General features: G+C 67.0%; 18 protein-coding genes. 5 read left to right on the top strand and 13 right to left on the bottom strand.

The annotated features are described in order from the left end of the window. Positions 1-25: 25 nt before the first annotated feature. The 5 genes from DVT68_RS15910 to DVT68_RS15890 form a co-directional block, all read right to left on the bottom strand. Positions 26-532, bottom strand: coding sequence for a chemotaxis protein CheW (locus DVT68_RS15910; RefSeq protein WP_114826078.1), 507 nt, complete (start codon positions 530-532; stop codon positions 26-28). Between the two features lie 117 nt (positions 533-649). After that, the gene (locus DVT68_RS15905) at positions 650-2,323 is read right to left on the bottom strand and encodes a methyl-accepting chemotaxis protein (protein WP_114826077.1); all 1,674 of its coding nucleotides are present in this window, start codon (positions 2,321-2,323) and stop codon (positions 650-652) included. 268 nt (positions 2,324-2,591) lie between these two features. Next, entirely contained in the window at positions 2,592-4,586 is a 1,995-nt protein-coding gene (locus DVT68_RS15900; RefSeq protein WP_114826076.1) for a chemotaxis protein CheA, read from the bottom strand. Positions 4,587-4,775: 189 nt separating this feature from the next. Then, on the bottom strand, positions 4,776-5,138 hold the full coding sequence (locus tag DVT68_RS15895; RefSeq protein ID WP_114826075.1) for a response regulator: 363 nt from the start codon (positions 5,136-5,138) through the stop codon (positions 4,776-4,778). A gap of 14 nt (positions 5,139-5,152) precedes the next feature. Continuing rightward, positions 5,153-5,464, bottom strand: coding sequence for an STAS domain-containing protein (locus tag DVT68_RS15890; protein WP_114826074.1), 312 nt, complete (start codon positions 5,462-5,464; stop codon positions 5,153-5,155). Between the two features lie 193 nt (positions 5,465-5,657). Here DVT68_RS15890 and fliK point away from each other — a divergent pair, with 193 nt between their 5' ends. The 3 genes from fliK to DVT68_RS15875 all read left to right on the top strand — a co-directional run bounded on the left by fliK (position 5,658) and on the right by DVT68_RS15875 (position 7,837). Further along, positions 5,658-6,797, top strand: a complete 1,140-nt coding sequence (gene fliK / locus DVT68_RS15885; protein WP_114826148.1) for a flagellar hook-length control protein FliK — start codon at positions 5,658-5,660, stop codon at positions 6,795-6,797. Further along, positions 6,794-7,066 carry an EscU/YscU/HrcU family type III secretion system export apparatus switch protein gene (locus DVT68_RS15880; RefSeq protein ID WP_114826073.1) on the top strand — a complete coding sequence of 91 codons (273 nt, stop codon included), beginning with the start codon at positions 6,794-6,796 and terminating at the stop codon, positions 7,064-7,066. Before fliK ends, DVT68_RS15880 begins: the two co-directional genes overlap by 4 nt. 228 nt (positions 7,067-7,294) lie before the next feature. Next, positions 7,295-7,837, top strand: a complete 543-nt coding sequence (locus DVT68_RS15875; protein ID WP_114826072.1) for a lipocalin family protein — start codon at positions 7,295-7,297, stop codon at positions 7,835-7,837. 25 nt (positions 7,838-7,862) lie between these two features. On the opposite strand, the gene DVT68_RS15870 is transcribed toward DVT68_RS15875, so the two are convergent. Beyond that, the gene (locus DVT68_RS15870) at positions 7,863-8,813 is read right to left on the bottom strand and encodes a SphA family protein (RefSeq protein ID WP_114826071.1); all 951 of its coding nucleotides are present in this window, start codon (positions 8,811-8,813) and stop codon (positions 7,863-7,865) included. A gap of 311 nt (positions 8,814-9,124) precedes the next feature. Between DVT68_RS15870 and DVT68_RS15865 the strand changes: the two genes are divergently transcribed. Further along, on the top strand, positions 9,125-9,916 hold the full coding sequence (locus DVT68_RS15865) for a hypothetical protein (protein ID WP_199536083.1): 792 nt from the start codon (positions 9,125-9,127) through the stop codon (positions 9,914-9,916). Between the two features lie 66 nt (positions 9,917-9,982). Beyond that, entirely contained in the window at positions 9,983-11,464 is a 1,482-nt protein-coding gene (locus DVT68_RS15860; RefSeq protein WP_114826070.1) for a DUF1254 domain-containing protein, read from the top strand. Between the two features lie 16 nt (positions 11,465-11,480). Here the strand turns inward: DVT68_RS15860 and DVT68_RS15855 are convergent, their stop codons facing one another. The 7 genes from DVT68_RS15855 to cheY form a co-directional block, all read right to left on the bottom strand. Continuing rightward, positions 11,481-13,400: an AI-2E family transporter gene (locus tag DVT68_RS15855; RefSeq protein WP_114826069.1), complete on the bottom strand. Its 1,920-nt coding sequence runs from the start codon at positions 13,398-13,400 to the stop codon at positions 11,481-11,483. Between the two features lie 293 nt (positions 13,401-13,693). Further along, entirely contained in the window at positions 13,694-14,164 is a 471-nt protein-coding gene (locus tag DVT68_RS15850; protein ID WP_114826068.1) for a chemotaxis protein CheW, read from the bottom strand. A 54-nt stretch (positions 14,165-14,218) separates the two neighbouring features. Continuing rightward, a complete protein-coding gene (gene motD / locus DVT68_RS15845) occupies positions 14,219-15,268 on the bottom strand; it encodes a flagellar motor protein MotD (protein WP_114826067.1) in 1,050 nt (349 codons plus the stop codon). Further along, positions 15,265-16,005 (bottom strand): flagellar motor protein, encoded by a 741-nt coding sequence (locus DVT68_RS15840; protein WP_114826066.1) that lies wholly within the window; start codon positions 16,003-16,005, stop codon positions 15,265-15,267. The genes motD and DVT68_RS15840 overlap by 4 nt, the downstream gene beginning before the upstream one ends. A gap of 1 nt (position 16,006) precedes the next feature. Beyond that, complete coding sequence (locus DVT68_RS15835; protein WP_114826065.1) at positions 16,007-17,956, bottom strand: chemotaxis protein CheA; 1,950 nt, start codon at positions 17,954-17,956, stop codon at positions 16,007-16,009. A gap of 13 nt (positions 17,957-17,969) precedes the next feature. After that, the gene (locus DVT68_RS15830) at positions 17,970-18,611 is read right to left on the bottom strand and encodes a protein phosphatase CheZ (RefSeq protein ID WP_114826064.1); all 642 of its coding nucleotides are present in this window, start codon (positions 18,609-18,611) and stop codon (positions 17,970-17,972) included. Further along, positions 18,608-19,015: a chemotaxis response regulator CheY gene (gene cheY / locus DVT68_RS15825; RefSeq protein WP_114826063.1), complete on the bottom strand. Its 408-nt coding sequence runs from the start codon at positions 19,013-19,015 to the stop codon at positions 18,608-18,610. The genes DVT68_RS15830 and cheY overlap by 4 nt, the downstream gene beginning before the upstream one ends. Positions 19,016-19,150 lie beyond the last annotated feature (135 nt).

The raw sequence follows: 19,150 nt of genomic DNA, 5'->3' as shown, positions 1-19,150 counted from the left end.
ATGGTTCGACTTCCTGCTTGATCGTTCAGGCCACGGCTTTCACATCGGAGGCGGCGGGCAGCGCCGCCTCCAGCATCTGGGCATCCTGGGGCTGCAACAGCTTGTCCACATCCAGCAGCAGCACCATGCGCTCGCCGGCTGAGGTCAGGCCCTTCAGGTATTCGGTATCGACGGTGACGCCCATGTCCGGCACCGGGCGGATCGCATCGTCGGCAACGTCGAGCACGTCCGACACCGCGTCCACCACCACGCCGAAGTTGCGGCCGGCCACGGTGATGATCACGGTGACGGTGGTGGCGCTGTACGACTCTCGCTCCAGTCCGAAACGCAGGCGCATGTCGATCACCGGCACGATGGCGCCGCGCAGGTTGAGCACGCCGAGCACGTAGTGCGGGGCCTGCGGAATGCGCGTCACCGGGGTCCAGCCACGAATCTCGCGGACCGCCAGGATGTCGATGCCGTATTCCTCGTGGGCGAGGTTGACGGTGAGGTATTGCGACTGGAGCGCCTCGCTCCGGTGGTTATCGGACATGGTTGCCTCGTCGTCGGGGCCACGTGCGAGGCCCCATTCGGGATCTGGATCGGCGGTGGTGGTCGAAACTTGAGGGGACGACGCTCCCTTGCGGAGCTTTCCCGCAGGAGCGTGGCCTCAGAATTCGGTCCAGGCGCCGGCGGCGACCGACGCGCCGCGCCGCGCCGCGGATGTCGGGACGACCTGTCTGCGCGTTGGCGCTGGCGCCGCCGTCGGGGCGTCCTTCAGTCGGAAATAGCGGACCTGGCGTTGCAGCTCCTCGGCTTGTTCCTGCATGGCGCGGGCGGCCGCAGCGGCCTCCTCCACCAGCGCGGCGTTTTGCTGGGTCACCTCGTCCATCTGCGTGACAGCACGGTTGACCTGATCAATGCCGCTGGACTGCTCCTGGCTGGCCGCCGCGATCTCGGCCACGATGTCAGTGACGCGCTTGACGCCGTCGATGATGGTGGCGAGCACCTGGCCGGATTCATCGACCAGCACCGAGCCTGCCCGCACCTTGTCGACGGTGTCTCCGATCAGCGCCTTGATCTGTTTGGCGGCGCCTGCACTGCGCTGGGCGAGGTTGCGAACTTCGCCAGCCACCACCGCGAATCCGCGGCCCTGTTCGCCGGCGCGCGCGGCCTCCACTGCTGCATTGAGCGCGAGCAGGTTGGTCTGGAAGGCTATCTCGTCGATCAGCTGGACGATGTCCGTGATCTGCCGGCTGGCCGTCTCGATCTCGGCCATGGCGCCGCGGGTCCGTTCAGCCACTTCGCCGCCCCGCTCCGCCTGCACGCGTGCGCTGCGCGCGAGCTGGTCGGCGTGACCGGCGTTGTCCGCGCTCTGGCGCACCACGGAGGTCATCTCCTCCATCGAGGCGGCGGTTTCCTCGAGGCTGGAGGCCTGCTCCTGGGTGCGGTGGGACAAGTCGTCATTGCCGCGCGAGATCTGTTCGGCCGCGGTCGACACCGCCTGCGAACCCTGCTGCACTTCGCGCACGATCTCCACCAGCTTGCTGCGCATGCGTTGCAAGGCGTCGAGCATGCTCCCGGCAGGGAAGGCGCCAACGTCCTCGCCGCCAGCCAGGTCGCCATCGGCGATGCGGTTGGCCATCGCCAGGGCGAACGCGGGTTCGCCGCCGATGCTCTGACGGATGCTGCTCATCGATCGCCAGACCACGCCGATCACCAGGGCTCCGAGCAGCAGCGCGCGCAGCAGGCTGCCTTCCAGCGTCTGGCGAAACTCCGCATCGATGTCGACGAAGTACGCCCCGGCGCCTACGTGCAGATCCCACGGCTGGTACCAGGCCGTATATGTGATTTTGTGCTGAAGCTCCTGGCTGCCAGGCATGGGCCAGATGTACTCGGTGGCGCCATGGCCGTCGCGACGGTCCGCCGCCAGCATGTCCTGGTAGAAGTGCTTGCCGGTGATGTCGGCGTCGTTCTCGATGCTGGAGCCCACGCGCTTGCTCAGGATCGGATGCATGCGCATGACGTAGTGGGAATCGAATACGAACACGTAGCCCTTGCCGTCGTTCCAGCGAAGCGCCGACAGCGCGAGCAGCGCGCGCCGACGCGCCTCCTCATCAGAGAATTCACCGGCCTGCGCGCGGGCATGGAAGCTTTCCAGCAACGAGGTGGCGGTCGCGACCTCATCGGCCAGGGCATGCACCCTGGCCTGCATCTGCAACCGCCGGCTATCCATGGCGGTGATGACGGTGAGCGTCACCAGGCCGGCCACGACGAAGGCAATGACCAGCCAGACCTTGGCCGCAAGGCCGAGGCGATCGAGGTACTTCAATGGGGATTTCATGGGGAGAGACCTTCAGAATGAAATGGGCGGAATGCGATGGCCCGGATTCATTCCCTGCACTGCTCGACACCAGCCCGCAGGCCAGCGGCCGCGGCTTCCTGTCGCGACTGGGGGATACGATGTTTTTTGGTACGTCCTGCCGGCTTCCGGCTGCCCCAGCGAGGGAATGTCCGGAATTCGGCAATGTTTCACTTGCTTCCGTCAGGCGCCGGATTCCCGCGATCGCGGGAGCGACGAGAGAAAAGTCCTTTTCTCTTCGCGCGCCCTGTCAGGCGGCCTTACGCCGACCCTGCAGCCGAACCAGCCCTGCGATGTCCACGATGAGCGCCACCGAACCATCGGCAAGGATGGTCGCGCCCGAGATGCCCTGCACGCGGCGATAGTTGGCCTCCAGCGACTTCACCACCGCCTGCTGCTGCCCGATCAGGCCGTCAACGAACAGGCCCATGCGTGCGCCGTCGCCTTCCACCACCACCATCAGGCCCTCGTCGATCGCCTGCACGGCGGTGTCGCAGCCGAACGCATCGTGCAGGCGAATCACCGGCAGGTATTCGCCGCGGAAGCGGAACAGTTCGCCGCCGCCCGCCACGCTGCGCACCGCGTCGGCCTTGAGCTGCACGGACTCGACGATGGAGACGAGCGGCACGATGTAGCGTTCCTCGCCCACCGCGGCGGTCAGGCCGTCGATGATGGCCAGGGTGAGCGGCAGGGTGATGGTGAACACGCTGCCCTTGCCCTGCGTGCTGCGGATGGTGACCGTGCCGCCGAGGTCCGACACGTTGCGGCGGACCACGTCCATGCCCACGCCGCGACCGGACAGATCGGTGGTGACGGCGGCCGTCGAGAAGCCCGGCTGGAAGATCAGTTCCGCCACGGCCTCGTCACTCATGCCTTCAGCGCTGGCGATCAGGCCACGCTGCACCGCCTTGCTGACGATGGCGTCACGATTGAGACCGGCGCCGTCGTCGGACACTTCCACCACGATGCTGCCGCCGCGATGTGATGCGGCCAGGGTGAGCGTGCCGGTGTCTTGCTTGCCCGCGGCTCGACGCTTTTCGGGCGTCTCCAGGCCGTGGTCGATGGCATTGCGCACCAGGTGCACCATGGGATCACCGATCTTCTCCAGCACCGTTTTGTCCAGCTCGGTCTGTTCACCGACCAGGTCCAGCTTCACCTGCTTGCCGAGCTTCTGGCTGATGTCGCGCACCATGCGCGGAAAACGGTTGAAAACGGAGGCGATGGGCAACATGCGGATGCCCATCACGCTTTCCTGCAGCTCGCGCGTGTGGCGCGCCAGTTGCGCCAGGCCGTGCTCGAGCATGGCCAGCCGCGAGGCGTCGACCTCGCCGCCGCGGAAGGTATCGAGCATCGACTGGGTAATCACCAGCTCGCCCACCAGGTTGATCAGTCCGTCGATCTTGTCGATCGATACGCGCACCGAACTGGATTCGGCGCTGGCTTCGCGCTGCGCGCGCACCGCGCCGGCATCGGCGACGTTGGCCGCGGGCGCTGCCGGCGTGGCAGGGGTCGCGACCGGCGACGCCACCTCGGCCACGATGTGCTTCGCCTCGATCGCGAGGTCGCATTCGTCTTCCACCCAGTCGAACACGGCCGCGATATCGGCGCGCCGGGCCGGTCCCTTCAGTTCGATGGTCCAGCCCAGGTGGCATTCGGTGGGCTCGAGCGCCGCCAGGGTGGCGGGCAGGCGATCCAGCTCCGTCTTCACCGTGAGTTCGCCGAGCCCGGCCAGCTCGCGGATCAGTCGCAGCGGTTCGTTGCCGCCCGCCAGCATGCCCGCGTGGGGACGGAAGCGGACCGTCCAGGCATCGGCCTGATCCACCTCGCGACGCGCCTGCACGCCGGCGACCGGCGCCCCGCGCCCCATGGCCGCAGCCAGCTCGTTGCGCAACGCCTCCGCCACCGCATCATTGAGTGGCTCACCGGCCTGTGCACGGGCGAACATGGCGCGCAGGCAGTCCACCGTACGCAGCAAGAGTTCGATGATGGCGCCGTCAATCGCGCGTTTGCCGCCACGCACCTCGTCGAGCAGCGATTCGGCCTCGTGGGTGAACGACGACATCTCCGGAAATCCGAAGGTGGCCGCGCCGCCCTTGATCGAGTGCGCCGCGCGGAAGATGGTGTGCACCAGTTCCGCGTCGCCGCCGTTGTCCAGCGCGAGTAGCGACGATTCCATCGTGTCGAGCCCTTCCAGGCTCTCTTCGATGAACACCTGTTGGAACTGCGCCAGGCCGGTCTTGCTCATGGGGTGCGTCTCTGGTTGGAACGGTGACATGCAAATCGAGTCCCTTCTCCCTCTGGGAGAAGGCGCCGGCAGGCGGATGAGGGCATTGCCACCTTCACGGTGGTGCGGGCGAAGGGCGACGTTGAAGATCGCGCGAGACCCGTACCCTCTCCCCCAACCCCTCTCCCGCCAGGAGAGGGGCCAAGGCCATCAGCCCAGCACGCGCTTGACGGTGGCCAGCAACTGCTCCGGATCGAACGGCTTGACCAGCCAGCCGGTGGCGCCGGCCGCCTTGCCTTCCATCTTCTTGTCGGTGTGCGATTCGGTGGTCAGCATCAGGATCGGCACGCCCTTGTAGGCAGGCATCGTGCGCAGCTCGCGCACCATGCTGATGCCGTCCATCACCGGCATGTTCACGTCGGCCAACACCAGGTCGAAGCTGCCGCCGCGCGCGGCGTCCAGCGCCAGCTGGCCGTTCTCGGCCTCGCTCACATCGTGGCCGGCGCCGCGCAGGGTGAAGGCCACCATGCCGCGCATCGAAGCCGAATCATCAACCGCAAGAATCTTTGCCATGTTCCACCTCAGTTTCAGGCCGGCATCGACGCCGGCAATTCCAGGACCTGGGACAGGCCGAGCACGTCGGCCGCCTCACGCATCGCCACGCTCACACCGGACCACGCGAGCGCCAGGCCTCGCGCGGCCGCCTCGCGGCGGAACACCAGCAGCAGCTGCAGCGCGGCCGAATCCACGCGCTCCACGGCGGCGCCATCCAACTCCGCAGCGGATGCGCCCAAGGCATCGGCCAGGCTTGCCTTGACGTCGGCCGTGCTGGCCAGCCGGAAATCAGCCGGCAGCGCGATCACGCGCGCCTCGCCCTTGCCCTTCGTCCTGCCGCCCATGCCATCGTCTCCGTGCCGCGCCCCGCGGGCGTCTTCGCTGAGGCTTATCGGCCGGGGCGCGCATGGCTTTAGCCGCGACAGGGGCGCGAGCCGTGACGGACACGACAAAAAGCCACTCAAGTTTTCACGACAGGCGCCGACTTACAGGGCACGGATGGGCGCGCGCACGACGCTCCGCCGCAAGGAGCCCAGCTTGGTCATTCAACCCACCAGCTTCGCCGCCCTCGCCTGGGCCGGCGCCGCCTCCGGCAGCGCTGCCGAAAGTTGGCGCATCGGCACGGTGCTGGCTGCGCGGCCGCTGGGGGTCAACCCACAGGGCATGCTGGTGCTGCAGATCGGCGCGCTGGCCGTCGAAACCGAAGCGCCGCGCGGCCAGCTGCCATCGCAATTCCAGGTGCGCGTGCTCAGCCTCGGGGCACAGCCTCAATTGGAAGTAATCGCGCCGAATACGCCCGAGCCGGCCAGCCAGCTTGCCCTGCGCGAGCGCCTGCCGCAGCAGAACGGCTATGCGCCGCTGTTGGCCACGCTCGACGCGCTGTCGCAACGCCCGGCCCTGCGCCAGTTGCCGGCCTATCTGCGCCCGGCGCTGGCCTTGCTCGAACACGGCGTGCGCACGCCCGCCGAGATCACTCGCGGTGAGGGACTGGCCGAAGCGATCAAGCGCAGCGGCCTGTTCCTCGAGGCGGAACTGGCGCAGCCCCATGTCGACATGGCGGGACTGAGCCAGGAGGACTGGAAAGGCGCCTTGCTGCGACTGGCCAGCTTGCTCGACGACGAACTGCCCGCGCCCCGTCCTCCCTCGGGTGGTAACGAGACGCCACCGCCACTTCAGCAGCGCGGCGTGCAGGCGCAGCCCCGCGTGACGCTGCCGCTGGAAGAGCTCGGCGACGATATCGGAGCCCTGCTCGGTCGCCTCCACGGCGAGGTGCACGCCGCCCTCGCGCGCGTCGAAGTGGCGCAGCTTGAGGCCACCACCGCATCGGCGTGGATGATCGAAATCCCGCTGCAGGGTGAGGGTGGACGCGACATCCTGCAGCTCCAGTTGCAGCACGGTCTCGATGCCGAGGCCGTCGCCGCCTGGACGCTGGGCTTTGCGCTGGACCTGCCGTCGCTCGGCCCAGTCCAGGGCGAGCTGCAACTGCGCGATCTGCGTCTCTCGGTACGCCTGTGGGCGGAGCGAGGTGACACCGTGCATCGGCTCGAACAGCAGTTCGGCGCATTGCGCCAGCAACTGGCCTCACATGGCCTGATCCTCGACCAGCTGAGCTGCCAGCGCGGCCTTCCGCACGCGAGCAGCCCTCACAGCGCGATCCTGCTGAAGACGATGGCATGAGCACTTCGCTACCCAATCCCCAGCGTCGCGTGACGCTGAAGCTTTCCAGCAGCGCATCCGGCGCGGCGCCCGCCGCCAAGCTGCGGCCCGAAGCGCTGGAGACTCTGCTGGCGCGCGCCCGCGCACTCGGCATTCCGCTACACCACGATCCGCAGATGGCCGCCCTGCTCGCCTCGTTGCGCCTGCGCCAGGACGTGCCGGGCACGCTGTATGCCGCCGCCGCCGCGGTGCTGTCCTGCGTCTACGACGCAGCCGAAGAGCACGGCTGAATCTCCGCGGGCCTGGCGACCACGACTACCCGCGCGGCATGACGCGATTTTCATCTGCCGTCGGCAACAGTGGACCTACCCCACCCAGGATCCACCATGCCTGCCCCATCCACGCCCGCCGCGCCCAGGCGCCGGCAGCGAGTCCCCGACGAACCTGGCCTTGTGCAGGCCGGCGGCCCGGTCACGGCGCCCCGTGCTTCCACCGGGCCGGGCTGAGGACATTGCGCCATGGGTCAACGTCCACTCTTCCCCCTGCCATTCGTGCCGCTGCCGACGCTGGCATGCAGCGCGCTGTCGCTGCCCAATGAACCCGTCGATCAGGTGGATCTCGCCCGCTACAGCGGCGAGTGGCATGAGATCGCCCACCTGCCTCAGCACTTCCAGCACCACTGCGCCGACCGCATCACCGCGACCTACACCGAGCGAACCGACGGCACGCTGGCCATGAGCAATGCCTGTCACACCTGCGACGGGGGCAAGGGTCATGCCCGCGGCGTGGCGCGTCGGCTGGCTGACAAGCCAGGGGCCCTGCGCGTGCGCTATGCGCCGGCATGGCTGGCGTGGCTGCCGTTCGTCTGGGCCGACTACTGGATCATCGAGCTCGACAGCGAATATCAGTGGGCGGTGGTCGGCAGTCCCAGCAAGAAGTCGATGTGGGTGCTCTCGCGCACGCCCTCGATGAGTCCGGAACTGTTCGACCGCTTGCGCCTGCGCTCGGGACTGCGCGGCTACCCGGTGGACAAGCTGGTCATTGCCGGCGGCCTCGACTGAGCGCCCTGCGCGTCGTGCTGATGCGTCACAACGCGATGGTGGCGGACAACAGCGCCGGGTTGCCCTTAAGGCGATTCTTTACGTCGAACTCGTGCAGCCAGCGCAGCGAGAACTCGACCTGCCCGCCCTGCCACTTCTTCATGTAGTTCACCATCGGGCCCAGCGCCAGCGAGCGGCCCTTGAATCCATTGAGCAGATCGGCGGTCGGCCCGCTGTCCTTTTCGAGCTGATAGATCCAGCCGCCGACCGCGCCCACGCCCCAGCCAGTGGGGAAGCGCTTCATCAGCAGCGAGTCGATGCGGAACACGGCGCCGTTCTGGTAATCGGTGGCGTTGTTCTTCGTGTAGAAATCCACCGCCGTGGTGGTGCTCCATTCGAGCGAACCTTCCTGGAACAGCTGGGTGTAGCCCACCGTCGGCGAGAACGTCCAGTTGTTGAGGCTAGGGTTCGCCAATTGGCCAGTCTTGTAATCGCCGGTGGGCGCATAGATGTACAGCGACAGCGAAAGATGTTGGGTCTGGCTGAAATGATGGCTGGCTATCACCGGCGCAAACGTCATGTCGTAAAGGCCAGTGTCGCTGTCGCTCTTGCTTCCGCTCAGCGGGCCAAGGCGCAGATTGGCGGTGACATCGACATAGGCGAACGGCACGGTCACCATCGAGGCGAAGTTCCACGAAGGCGACTTGGTGTTCCAGATATACACACCGGTGAGTGACAACAGGTCGAAGCGCCCTTCCAGACCCAGCGACGTGCCGCCGCCGGTGAGGGGCACTTCGCGCGTGCCGCTGATGGTTCCGTCGTAATAGGCGTAGGACACAGCGAAGGTCCAGCCGGGCGTGGGCGGAATCAGCCCCGAATACGAGGTTGCCTGCAAGCCGGTGATCGGGCGCCCCAGGCCACCTTCGGTGGCGTGCGCCGGAATGGCGATGGCGATGGCGGAGGCGATGACGAGGGGAAGCAGCGCAAGTCGTTTCATATCGTCCCTGGACCACGTGTTGATTGGCCAAGGGCACGCTGCGAGGGGGAGGCTCGCGCCCGTGGCATGGGCTTGTGGTTGCAGCGTGGCGATCTGGCTCGTGGCCAACAAGCGAAAATCCACCTAGCGAAGTTAGGTAGAAATACGGTGGTGGTGAGCTCGCCACCAGGGCAGCGCAGGCGCCATCACGCTGGCCGTACCGATGTCGGTCGCACGCGGGTGGTTGCCTGCCGTCGGACAGTAGAACTACCGATGCACGATCCACGCGCCACCCCGATCATCCCCCTGTCGATGACAGGGAGCAGTTGATCATGAGGAAGGCGTGGCGCAAGGCATGGATGCTGGTCGGCGTCTGGATGGCCTCAACGGGGCTGTTGCACGCGCAATCCAACGCGGAAATGAACGCTGCGAACAATCCGTTGCAACCCAGCCTTGGATTGAATCTTCAGGACGCTTACACGGGCAGTTATTACAACCTCGACGATGCCGACGCCAACGCATTCCTGCTGCGTGGCGCCATCCCTCACAAGCTGTTTGGCCTGCCGCAACTGATGCGCACGACGTTGCCGTTGGTGACCACGCCCAACCTGGCGCCGGATGGAAGAACTACCCGCATGGGCGACTTCAACGTATTCGACGTGGCGCTGTTCAAGGCCGGGCCGTTCGAAATGGGCATTGGACCGCAACTGACCGCGCCCACCGCGGGCGATTCGCGGACGGGGACCGGCAAGTGGCAGGCGGGCCTGGCCGCGTTGGCCATCGCGCCCAAAGCCTGGGGACTCATCGGCGGGCTGGTGACCTGGCAGCATTCGTTCGCCGGTTCGGGCAACCGCTCGACCCAGAACAACCTGCAGGTGCAGCCCTTCTTCATCTACAACCTGCCGCGCGCCTGGTATTTCCGCAGCACGGCGACCTGGACCTGGGACCTGCACGCGGGCACGCATTACCTTCCGGTGGGCGTGGGCATGGGAAAGATCTGGAAGGACCGCAGCGGCGTCACCTACAACCTGTTTGCCGAGCCGCAGTTCACCGCGGCCCGCGAAGGCGACGGCGTCCCGCAGTTCCAGCTGTTCTTTGGCCTCAACCTGCAGTTCCCGCTGTAGTAACGCGGCCGGCGCAACAATCCAACGGCTGCGCCGCCACGGATACCCACGTCCCCGGGAGGATCTATGCATCGTTCGTTGACCCTGGCCATGCTCGCCTGCACTGGCCTCGCCATGGCCTCGCTCGTCCACGCACAGGCGAAGGACAATGGTTTCATCCAGGGCTACGCCACGCCGCAGAAGGCCGCCCAGCTGCAGGATGAGCTGTTGTACCAGCGCGCCGTGCAGGCTTACCTGTGGGCGCTGCCGGCGCTCAACATGGTGGCGATGAAAGAGGGCTCCGAGCGCGTCTTCGGCAAGGGCTACAACGTGCTGCCGATCTTCAAGGAGCGACTCAACGCCAAGACCCTGGTCACCACGCCCAACTCCGATGTGATCTACGCGATGGGCTACGTGGACCTGGCCGAAACGGGCCCACTCGTGATCGAAGTGCCGCCGGGCCTGCAGGGCATCCTCGACGATTTCTACCAGCGCCCGGTATGCATGGAGAAGCCGCTCGACGGCAAGCGCGCCTGCGGCGATGTCGGCCTTCCGGGACCGGACAAGGGCAAGGGCGGCAAGTACTTGGTGCTTCCGCCCGACTACACCGGCAGCGTGCCCGACCAGGGCTATTACACCTACCGCTCGCGCACCTACGGCCTGTTCGTGTTCTGGCGCGGCTTCTTCAAGGACCCCAAGGATCTCGAGCCGCCGGTGAAGGTGATGGAGCAGACCCGCATCTACCCGCTGGGCAAGGAATCGACCGCCAAGCCGATGGTGTTCCCCGATGCATCCAGCAAGCCGGCCAACATGCTTTATCCCACCGATGGTTCCGCCTTCGACATGCTCGCGCGCTACGTCGACCACGAGTACGTCGATCCGCAGGACATGGAGATGCGCGGCGTGCTCGCCACGCTGGGCATCGTCAAGGGCCAGCCGTTCAAGCCGGACGCCCATACCAAACAGATACTCGACCGCGGGGCGCGCACCGCCTATCAGATGACGCGAGCGCTGGGCTTCCAGCGCCCCGATGACGCCCCTGCGCAACGCTACTATCCCGATCGTCACTGGATGAATCCGTTCCCGGACAATGCCGACTTCACCACCCCGACCTATAACGAAGTCGACGCGCGAACCAAGTTCTTCGCCCTTGCCTACTCCACCAGCCCCGGCATGGCGATCAACATGGAGAACGTGGGCGCCAAGTACCCCTTCACCGCCTGGGACGTGAACAACCAGCCGCTCAGCGGCAGCAAGACCTATCGGCTGCGCCTGCCCAAGGGCATACCCGCCGCGCTGTTCTGGTCGGTGACGGCGTACGACTCGGTCACGGCGTCCGGCCTGGACAACGGCCAACCGTTCCCTTCGCTCAACCAGATGGACAAACCCGCCGCCGATGCTGACGGCACGACGGAGATCTGGTTCGGTCCCACCCGGCCCAAGGGCGCGACCAACTGGATACGCACCGTGCCGGGCAAGGGTTACTTCGTGCTGCTGAGGTTGTACGGCCCCACCAAGACGTTTTTCGACAAGAGCTGGGTCCCCGGCGACTTCGAGCCGCAGGGCTGATCGCGACACGTCGCCGTCAGTGGGGCGTCAGGCCCGCCCCATCCGCCGGGAACAGGGCGATGGCCTGCTGCGCTGCTTCTTCCAACGATCGTGTGACCGCGTCGAAGTCGGCTCCCAGGGGTACGACGGCGTCCGTCGTCACCAGCGGCTCCGGCAGCAGCAACGCGACGATGCGGACGCCCGGCATGCGCTGCCGCAACGTGGCGCTCATGGCCTCGCAATCGGCACGTTCCGCGGTGGCATCGGCGCTCACGACGTAGGCCAGCGAGACCGCGTCAGGCGTGGCTTCTGGATGCGGCTCGGCATCGAAGGCGGCGAAATCATCGGGCGCAAGATGGCGGGCGTCGATGTGAAGGTCACGCAGCACGCGGGTCAGCATTTCGGTGGCGAGGTCGTCGACCACCGAGCCCAGCCCCACGCAGAGCACCAAAGTACCCGGCGCCACGGCGAGCGAGCCTTGCCAGCGCCCCGCTACGTCGACGCGCATCTGGCGCAGGCGACGCCCGATGCTGGCGTCGTCGAGCACGGTGGGACGCATGCGACGCAACGACCATCGACTGCGGTCGTGGCCCAGCGTTTCGACCACTTTCACCACGGCGTCGCGCAGCACGTTCTGTTGCTCGCGGCTGATGGCGCCGCGCATCAGGTCGATACGACCCAGTTGCATCGCCGGCAGCAGGACCGAGTCGCCGTAGGCTGCGAAGGTCTTGCGTTTGAGGAAGCTGCGCGCCTCGGCAAGAATTTCGTGGGCATCACCGGACAGCGCGCGCTGGTAGAAGCGTTGCGGCATGGTCAGCGCTGGCGCGTCACCCAGCAGCACGTTGAGCAGGTTCAGCCCCTCCACGTGACGCCCCGCCACCACCAGGCACAGCGTCAACGGCGTGGACATCACCAGTCCCACGGGTCCCCACAGCCAGCTCCAGAAGATCGCCGAGACCACCACCGCCAGGGGCGACAGGCCGGTGGTATGTCCGTAGAGGAACGGCTCGACCAGCTGCGACACCACCAGTTCGACCACGAAGTACAGCACCAGCGTCATCACCAGCAGCGACCATCCCGGCGTCACCGCCGCCGCGAACAACGCCACCAGCGCAGCCACCATCCACACACCGACGTAGGGGACGAAGCGCAATACGGCCGTGAGGCAGCCCCACAGCGGCGCGTTGGGCACGCCGATGACGGTCAGGCCGAGCCAGATCGCCACGCCCACCCCGAAATTCACTGAAAACGTCGACAGGAAGAAGCGCGACAGGCGGGCGCCCGCGTCGTTGATCGCCGCCGTCGTGGCGCGCAAGTCCGAACCGCCGGCGAGGCGGATGAAACGGTCGCGCAGCGACTCCTGCTCCAGCAACACGAACACCAGCACCACCAGCACGATGCCGGCGGTCTGCAAAGGAATCCAGGCAGTGGAGAGCACGCGCGTCATCACCTCCATCGGCGTGGTGGGTCGATGGACCGAACCTGCCTCCGAGGCCGGTGACTCCGGCGATGCCGACGGATGCTCAGGCGCCGATGGCGCCGCTGGCAACGTTCCCTCGGCCTGGTTGATCACCTTGCCGACCTCGCCCTGCATGATCTCGAAACGGCCGAGCGTCATCTCGCGCAGCGTCGTCACCTTGCCGCGAATGGTCGCCTCGTACTGCGGAAGGCCGCGCGCCATGTGGACCACCTGCGAGCCCATCATGCTGGCCAGACCGGTACCGATCACCACGAAGGCGATCACCGCGACCAGCACGGAGAGGCCATGACCGAGTCCGAGGCGTCGGTACAGGCGCACCCAGGGCGCCAGCAACAGGCTCAGGAAGAAGGCCAGCACCACCGGCACCAGCACTTCGCGCCCGACATAGAGCAACGCCAGCACGGTGCCGGCGGCCACGATGACGACGGCGCGTTGACCCGCTGAGGTGGCCGGCACGTCACTGGCGGGCGATGACATCGGCAATCTCCTCGACCTCGGGGTATCGCAGGGCGTCGGTGACGCTCCCGCGATCGGAAGCATAACGGGTCGCCAGGCGCCCGGTCTGTCGTGGCGGTGTGATTGCGTTGGCAGTGGAAGCCCGCGAGTCGGTTGCGTGGGGCTCTACAGATCGGCGACAGCCATGCTCTCCAGCGGACCGATCCGGTCTGTCGTTTCTCGCAATGCGTTTCTTCTGCAGCAACGCGATGTCAGGGTGAAGCTGCCGCGTCTCTGTCGTGCACAGAGTGCGATACTGCATTGATCGAAGCAGATCAGGCCACTTCGCTTTCGGCAGGCAGGCGGCACAGGCGTCCCACGTCGAGCAGGGCTACGAAGCTGCCCTGCCATGGAATGACCCCGTAGACCGGATCATCCACGCGCGCCGCCGCGCCGGGCGGCGGCGGCGCGATCCCGCTGTGGCCCGGCGACACCAGGTCGCCGATCGCGTCCACGCGCAGACCCACCAAGTGGGCTCCGTGCGAGAGCATGATCAGGCGTATCTGACCGACATCCAGGTCCTGACCCTCGTCAAGGCCAAGACGACGGCGGCCATCGAGAACGGGCACGATGCGCCCCCGCAGGTGGCGGATACCCAGCAGGTCGCCAGCGGCCCCGGGAACGGGAGTGATTTCGCCGTCGCGGATCACTTCACTGATCTCGCCGAGCGGCGCAGCGTACAGCTGTGCGCCGACGCGGAACGAAAGCCAGCGCTGGTCGCTGCCTGCGGTCTGGGTGTCAATCACGAAGGGGGCTTCCCGGGCGGTGTTCGGCTGCGCCGGCCAACATGGTGTGCTGCGTCATGGGCCATGCTCCGGTGGCGCGATGCGCGGCGCCGTGACAGTCAGGTTGCTCGCGTCCGCGTTCGGCATGGTCGGCGCCCCCGGCTGCGGCGCTGGCGCGCCCCGGCCGGCCGACGGCATCGACACCAAACGCGGCACAACGGGCAGCGTGGCGGCGACAGACGAAGACGTCGCCGGCGCATCGGCGTTGTCGGCCACCTCGATGCCCTTGTTGGCGTCGTTGAACAGGCGCTTGGGCGCGTCCTCATTGCTCAGCACCACGATCAGCACGCGACGATTGTGGTTGCGGCCGTCCTCGGTGCCGTTGTCGGCGGCGGGCCGATACTCGCTCCAGCCCACGATGCCCAGGCGCTCCGGGGCAATGCCCTGCTCGGAGAACAGGCGAGCCACGCTGGCGGCGCGAGCGGCGGACAGCTCCCAGTTGGAGGGATACAGCGAGGTATTGATCGGGCGGTCGTCGGTATAGCCTTCGACGCGCACCGGATTGGGGAATGGCTTGAGGATCGCCGCCATGTCATCGAGCACACCGCCAGCCTGCGGCGAGAGCTTGGCGACGCCGCTGGCGAACAGGATGTCGGTGCGCAACTCGACCTCCAGCCAGCTGGTGGTCTTGCGCACCACCACCATCTTCTTGTCGATCAGCGGCTGCAGCGCGCGCTGCACCTGGTCGCGGATCAATTCAAGATTGCGCTGCTCGGCGCGCTGCTCAAGCAGGCGCATGTCCGCCGCGCGCACCGGCTGCGGACGCTGCGGGATCGGCACGCTCACCGGCGTGGTGGCGCCACCCGGCTGGCCGGCCGGGGTGGCCACGGCAGGATCGACGTTGTGCGGCTGCACGCGCGTCTGCGGCATCGGCGCAATCACGTGGCTGGAGCCGTTGAATGCCTCGATGATCGACTCGGACATCACTCGGTATTTGCCCTCGTTGACCACCGAGACCGCGTACATCACCACGAAGAACGCGAGCAGCAGCGTCATCAGGTCGGCATAGGGAATCGCCCATGCCTCGTGATTGACGTGGTCCTCGTGGTGTTTCTTCCTCCTCACGGCAGGTAGCCCTGCAGCTTGGATTCGATCTGTCGCGGATTGGAACCTTCGGCGATCGCCACCAGGCCCTCGACCAGGATCTCGCGCATCTGGGTCTGCTTGTGGACGATCCCCTTCAGGCGAGCGGACATGGGCAGCATCAGCAGGTTGGCCAGCGCCACGCCGTAGATGGTGGCCACGAACGCCGCCGCGATGCCGTGGCCGAGCTTGCTCGGATCGGCCAGATTCTGCATCACCGCCATCAGGCCCATCACCGCGCCGATGATGCCCATGGTGGGCGAGAAAATGCCGGCGTTCTCGAACACCTTGGCGGCGGCGAGGTCGGTGTGCTCGCGCGCGCCCACCTCCACTTCCAGCACGCCGCGGATGGCCTCGGGCTCGCTGCCATCGACCAGCAGTTGCAGGCCCTTGCGCACAAAGGTGTCGCTCTCCGATTCGATCTGCGGCTCCAGCCCGAGCAGGCCCTGGCGGCGCGAGATCTCGCTCCAGCCCACGATGCGGCTGATGAGGTCCGAAGGCTGGTGCCTCGGCGGCTTGTACACCAGCGGGAACATCGCCAATGCGTTCTTCAGCACCTTGCCGGGGTTCTGCACCAGCAGCGCGGCAATCGTGCCGAGGAACACGATCACGAAGGCGGCGGGATTCCACAGCGCTTCCACGCTGGATCCCTTGAGGATGGTGCCGACGATCACGACCACGAAGGCCAGGATCGTACCGATGAGACTTACCAGATCCATGTCAGGCGCTAATCCGCAAAGAGGGAAGGAGTTGGCCATCGCTGGCCGAGAGTCCCGCCAGGTCCATCACCAATGCCAGGCGGCCATCGCCGGTGACCGTGGCGCCGGCCACGGCAGGGACGCCCTCGAACAGCGGGCCCAAAGGCTTGACCATCACGTCCTCGCGACCGAGCACGGCGTGCACCAGGCAGCCCAGTCGCAGGTGGCCGATATGCAGCACGACCACGTGGCTGCCGGGCGCGCCATCGACGCCAACCCAGCCACCAAGATCGGCCAGGGCGAGCGCACGGCCGCGATGCGCCGCCACCACGCGGCCATCCAGCCATTGGCGCTGGCCAGGCGCCAGTTCGAACACTTCCTCGACGTTGCTGAGCGGCAGCGCCAGCAAGCGGGCGCCCACGCGCACCATCAGCACGCGCTGGATCGCCATGGTGAGCGGCACCGCCAGCTCCAGCGTGCTGCCCCGCCCCAGCTGCGAGCGCACCTGCAACGTGCCGCCGAGTTCGGCCACGCGCGTCTTCACCACGTCCATGCCGACACCGCGGCCGGAGATGTCCGAGACGGTGGCGGCCGTGCTGAAGCCGGGACGGAAGATCAGTTCATAACATTCGTTTTCGTTGAGGCGCGCGGCCTGCGCGTCGTCGATCACGCCCTTCTCCACCGCCTTGCGGCGCAGGACCTCGGGGTTCATGCCGCGACCGTCGTCGGCCACGGTGATCACGATGCGTTCGCCGCGCTGGCTAGCCGAGAGCGTTACCTTGCCCTTGCGCGACTTGCCCGCGCGCTCGCGTTCCTCCGGCATTTCCAGGCCGTGGTCGAGCGCGTTGCGGATCAGGTGCACCATCGGGTCGGCCAGCGCCTCGACCAGGCTGCGGTCGAGGTCGGTGCCCTCGCCTTCCTGCACCAGTTCCACTTCCTTGCCGAGCTGGCGCGAGAGGTCGCGCACGATGCGCGGGAAGCGTTGGAACAGACGCCCGACAGGTTGCATGCGCATGCCGAGTACGGCGGTCTGCAGCGCATCTGCGACGCGGTCGAGTTCGGCGGCGGCCAGCGCCAGCGTCTCGTCGCCATGTCGCGCCGCCAGGCTGATCAGGCGATTGCGCACCAGCACCAGTTCGCCGGCGCGATGCACCAGTGCATCGAGACGCGCGGTATCCACGCGTACGGTGTTCTCCGGCGGGGCAGCCTGGCGCGATGCAGGCGCCGCCGGCGCTGGAGATGATGTTGGTGAGGGCGCGGCATGCACCGCGCCCGGCGCCGCGCCCTTGCCATGCAGGTTGTCCAGCAGCGCCTCGAATTCGTCATCGCTGATCGCGTGCGGCGAGGAAGGCGACTTCGGCGGTTCGGAGGCGCCCGGCGCGCTGCCCTTGCCGTGGAGGTTGTCCAGCAACGACTCGAATTCATCGTCGCTGATGCTGCCACCTGGCGCCGGCGAGGCTGCCGGGGCGCCCGGCGCTCCGCCGCCGTACAGGCTGTCCAGCAAGGCCTCGAATTCGGCGTCGTCGATCGGGCCGTCACCGGGCGGCGGCATCACGGGCATGGCGATCGGCTTCGGCGCCTGCCCGCCGCGCCCGGCAGGCGACAGCCGGTCAAGCAGGCCTTGCGGAGGCATCGCCATCGACTGGCCACCGGCCAGCGCCGCCAGCATGTCGTTCAGCAGGTCCAAAGCTTCCAGCAATGCATCCATGCGCTCGGCGTCGATCAGCAGCTGGCCGATGCGCGCCACATTCAGCAGATCCTCGGCGTGGTGGCACAGCTGCACCATCGGTTCGACCGCGAGGAATCCGGCGCCGCCCTTCACCGTGTGGAACGCGCGGAACACCGCGTTCAGCAGTTCGCTGTCGCGCGGCGACGCTTCCAGCCCGATGAGCTGGTCGCCCAGGCGCTGCACGAGGTCCCCGGCTTCCGCCAGGAAGGCATCGCGCAGCTCGCTGTCGAACATGGGGTCCATCAGGAGTCCGTCCTCAGAAACCGAATTCGCTCAGCAGGCGATCGGCCTCGTCCTGGCTGGTGACCTTGACCTGCGCGGCCGCGGCCTCGCCGTTGGCCAGCGCGCCGGTGAGGCTGACCAGCTCCAGCAGCGAGTTCTCCACGCTGCCGATGAAATTGACCACCTTCTTGATGCGCTGGCCGGAGAGGTCCTGCCAGGACTGCGCGACCACGAAGTCGGCGAGCCCGTCGCGGCACTCGTTGGCGAACGACTGCGCCTGCCTGGCCAGCACATGGGCCACGTCGCCCTCGGGCGTGCCGTCGATCACGGCGACGGCGTTCTCGGACAGCGCCTCGGCCTGCGGGCGCATGCGCTCGGCGAAATCCAGCGTGCGGTGGGCCGCCTGCGAGCTCATCTCCAGCACGTCCTGCAGGTGCTGGCGCGCGTCGGCCACGCTGCCCGGCACGCCTTCCTGCGCGAGGTCGCCGCCAAGGCGACGCACGGCGTCGTGCAGGTCGCGGGCCAGCAGGCCCAAGGCACGGAACATGCGCTGCTCACGCTGGCGCACCAACACGTCGAGCGCCTGCTCGAAGGCGACGCCATCAGCGCTGTTGAGCAGGTCATGCAGTTCCTGCGGCATCGACTCGCCGGCCATCAGGGATACCTGGGCGTTCATGCAGTGGCTCCACTGGCGGCGAGGCGCTCGAAGATCTTGGTGAGTTTTTCCTGCAGGGTGGCTGCGGTGAACGGCTTGACGATGTAGCCGTTCACGCCGGCCTGGGCGGCGGCGATGATCTGGTCGCGGTTGTTCTCGGCGGTGACCATCAGCACCGGCAGGCCCTTGAGGGCCGGCTCGGCTCGAATCGCACGCAGCAGGTCGATGCCCGTCATGTTGGGCATGTTCCAGTCGGTGACGACCATGTCGAAGGCGTTGGTTCGCAGCATCGCCAACGCGCTCTCGCCGTCGTCGGCCTCCTGGATCAGCGGGTTGCTGAAACCCAGCTCCACCAGCAGGTTGCGTACGATGCGCCGCATGGTGGAGAAGTCGTCCACCACGAGGATTTTCATGTTCTTGTCCAAACGACTCTCCGCGTTCTTTTCGGGGATGCTCTTGTTCTTTGCTCGCCGTCCCGGTGAACCCCAAAGGGGCGCCGCCGGGATGGCGGTGTGTTCCAGGCTTCCCTGCGATTCGGGAGGGTGGAATCGGTAACCGTC

The sequence above is a fragment of the Dyella solisilvae genome, assembly GCF_003351225.1.
Classification (GTDB): domain Bacteria; phylum Pseudomonadota; class Gammaproteobacteria; order Xanthomonadales; family Rhodanobacteraceae; genus Dyella; species Dyella solisilvae.
This window is presented reverse-complemented; position numbering and strand designations above follow the sequence as displayed.

Bases quoted from the DNA above. Each gene is read 5' to 3' on its own strand.
- DVT68_RS15910 (WP_114826078.1), bottom strand. From the start codon at position 532: ATGTCCGATAACCACCGGAGCGAGGCGCTCCAGTCGCAATACCTCACC.
- DVT68_RS15905 (WP_114826077.1), bottom strand. From the start codon at position 2,323: ATGAAATCCCCATTGAAGTACCTCGATCGCCTCGGCCTTGCGGCCAAG.
- DVT68_RS15900 (WP_114826076.1), bottom strand. From the start codon at position 4,586: ATGAGCAAGACCGGCCTGGCGCAGTTCCAACAGGTGTTCATCGAAGAG.
- DVT68_RS15895 (WP_114826075.1), bottom strand. From the start codon at position 5,138: ATGGCAAAGATTCTTGCGGTTGATGATTCGGCTTCGATGCGCGGCATG.
- DVT68_RS15890 (WP_114826074.1), bottom strand. From the start codon at position 5,464: ATGGGCGGCAGGACGAAGGGCAAGGGCGAGGCGCGCGTGATCGCGCTG.
- DVT68_RS15880 (WP_114826073.1), top strand. From the start codon at position 6,794: ATGAGCACTTCGCTACCCAATCCCCAGCGTCGCGTGACGCTGAAGCTT.
- DVT68_RS15875 (WP_114826072.1), top strand. From the start codon at position 7,295: ATGGGTCAACGTCCACTCTTCCCCCTGCCATTCGTGCCGCTGCCGACG.
- DVT68_RS15870 (WP_114826071.1), bottom strand. From the start codon at position 8,813: ATGAAACGACTTGCGCTGCTTCCCCTCGTCATCGCCTCCGCCATCGCC.
- DVT68_RS15865 (WP_199536083.1), top strand. From the start codon at position 9,125: ATGAGGAAGGCGTGGCGCAAGGCATGGATGCTGGTCGGCGTCTGGATG.
- DVT68_RS15860 (WP_114826070.1), top strand. From the start codon at position 9,983: ATGCATCGTTCGTTGACCCTGGCCATGCTCGCCTGCACTGGCCTCGCC.
- DVT68_RS15855 (WP_114826069.1), bottom strand. From the start codon at position 13,400: ATGTCATCGCCCGCCAGTGACGTGCCGGCCACCTCAGCGGGTCAACGC.
- DVT68_RS15840 (WP_114826066.1), bottom strand. From the start codon at position 16,005: ATGGATCTGGTAAGTCTCATCGGTACGATCCTGGCCTTCGTGGTCGTG.
- DVT68_RS15835 (WP_114826065.1), bottom strand. From the start codon at position 17,956: ATGGACCCCATGTTCGACAGCGAGCTGCGCGATGCCTTCCTGGCGGAA.
- DVT68_RS15830 (WP_114826064.1), bottom strand. From the start codon at position 18,611: ATGAACGCCCAGGTATCCCTGATGGCCGGCGAGTCGATGCCGCAGGAA.